General features: G+C 61.1%; 2 protein-coding genes. Both read left to right on the forward strand.

Going from position 1 to position 2,340, the window contains the following annotated elements; genetic code table 11:
- Positions 1–262: 262 nt before the first annotated feature.
- A complete protein-coding gene (gene tig / locus EN893_RS29605; RefSeq protein ID WP_127270945.1) occupies positions 263–1,729 on the forward strand; it encodes a trigger factor in 1,467 nt (488 codons plus the stop codon).
- A 160-nt stretch (positions 1,730–1,889) separates the two neighbouring features.
- Positions 1,890–2,340 (forward strand): hypothetical protein (locus tag EN893_RS29610; RefSeq protein WP_128362008.1); only part of this gene is annotated, 451 nt, incomplete at its 3' end.

Genomic DNA, 2,340 nt, shown 5'->3' on the forward strand with positions numbered 1-2,340 from the left:
ACTGTTGAAAATTGGCCTCGCCTGTGACAAAAGGCGTGTCAAATGTGACGGGACGCGACGATCCGCTTCTGCAGAATGTGATAAGAAGTAGGAAAAACAAGAACTTATTCACATTTTGGAACGCAGTTTGGGAGAGTTTGAGCCGGGTTTTCGGTCAAATCGCCAGGTTCCGTACCAAAAGCCATTCCCGGCAAGAATATACCGGCAGGCTGTGAACGGCAGAGGCCGTGGCAGTCTCATTGGTGAAAACAAAGGTTTTACGATGCAGGTCACCGAAACGCTCAACTCCGGTCTCAAGCGAGAGATCAAGATCACCGTGCCGGCCGGTGACATGGAAGCCAAGCTGATGGCGCGGCTTTCGGATGCCCGCAACAAGGTCCGCATCAACGGCTTCCGTCCAGGCAAGGTGCCGGTACAGCACCTGCGCAAGGTCTACGGCAAGTCGTTCATGGCCGAAGTGGTCAACGAAATCCTCAACGATTCGACCCGTTCGATCATTACCGGGCGTGGTGAAAAGGCTGCCATGCAGCCCGAAGTCATCATGACCGAGGACGAGAAGGAAGCCGAGAAGATCCTGGCCGGCGGCGCCGACTTCGAATTCCGCCTCAACTACGAGATCATCCCGGCGATCGAGATCAAGGACTTTTCCGACATCAAGGTGACACGCCAGGTGTTCGACGTGCCTGATGCCGAGATCGACGAGCAGGTCCAGCGTGTTGCCGAATCGGCGCGCAGCTACGAGCCGAAGACCGGCAAGGCCGCCAATGGCGACCGCGTCACCATCGACTATGTCGGCAAGATCGACGGCGAAGCCTTCAATGGCGGCGCGGGCACCGATCAGCCGCTGGTGCTGGGCTCAAAAGAGTTCATCCCCGGCTTCGAGGATCAGCTGGTCGGCGCCAAGGCCGGTGACGAAAAGCAGGTCACCGTGACTTTCCCGGAGAACTACCAGGCCGCGCATCTTGCCGGCAAGGAAGCGACCTTCGACGTCACCGTCAAGGAAGTGTCCCAGCCCGGCGCGCTGGAAATCAACGACGAGACCGCCAAGAACCTCGGCCTGGAGTCGCTGGAGCGCCTGCGCGACGTCGTACGCGGCCAGATCGAGAACCAGTTCGGCGCCATGACACGCCAGAAGGTGAAGCGCCAGCTGCTCGACCAGCTCGATGCGGCTTATTCGTTCGAGGCGCCGTCGAAGCTCGTCGACGCCGAGTTCAACAACATCTGGGCGCAGGTCAATCGTGACCTGGAAGCAGCCGGACGCACCTTCGCCGACGAAGAGACGACGGAAGAAGAGGCGCGTGCCGAGTATCTGCGGCTTGCCGAGCGCCGCGTGCGTCTCGGCCTGGTGCTGGCTGAAATCGGCGAGAAGGCCGGCGTGACCGTATCGGACGAAGAGCTGCAGCGCGGCCTGTTCGAGCAGGTGCGCCGCTATCCGGGCAACCAGCAGCAGGAAGTCTTCGAGTTCTACCGCAACAACCCGGAAGCGTTGAACACGCTGCGGGCGCCGATGTTCGAGGAAAAAGTGGTCGACCATCTGCTCGGTCAGATTTCGGTCACCGACGTCAAGGTCAGCAAGGAAGAGCTGATGGCCGACGACGAAGAGGACGAGACCTCCGTCAAGGCGAAGCCGGCGAAGAAAGCCGCCGCCAAGAAGGCCGACGCCAAGAAGGCCGACGACGCGGAAGAGCCCAAGAAGAAGGCCGCGCCGAAGAAGAAGGCCGCCGAATAACACCAGCGCTCCGCTGAAACAGGAAGGCCGCCCTCCAGGCGGCCTTTTTCGTTGCCAAACTGCAACAGCCGCCATGCTTCGCGAGCGACGGCCTGTGGCGACCAAGCTTTGATCATTATCTGCGCTTCTATTGCAAGCCGCTTGGTTGTTGGAGGGCGTGTTGAGACTGTTCGTCGAATTGGGACACGCTTCGGCAATCGCGCTGGTCCTTGTCTCGGTCTGCGGCATCGCCCAGGCCGGCGCGGTGTCTGACAACTGGCGCTTCGGCACGAGTGAAGACGGCCTTGTCACGGCCTCGCTCTACGCAACCAACAAGCTGATCACCGGCGGCGGTGCCTTGAGCTACAGCCCGATCCTGACGATTGCCTGCCGGGCAAACGGCGAGCCGCATTGGACTGAATGGCTGCAATTGAACGACGCTGTTTCGGCCAGCCGCAAGATCACCATGTCGATCACGGTCGATCAGGAGAGCAAGTTCGATGAAAGCTGGGCGGTCGGGCCGCGCGGCCGGATGCTGGTGCGCGATGGCGCCGATGGCATCAGGCGCCTTGTCGCCGCGAACCGGCTCCAGCTTTCGTGGCGGTTCGGGCTGCTGGCGGGGGGGGGGGAGG

This window comes from Mesorhizobium sp. M7A.F.Ca.CA.004.04.2.1, from assembly GCF_004022825.1.
GTDB lineage: Bacteria > Pseudomonadota > Alphaproteobacteria > Rhizobiales > Rhizobiaceae > Mesorhizobium.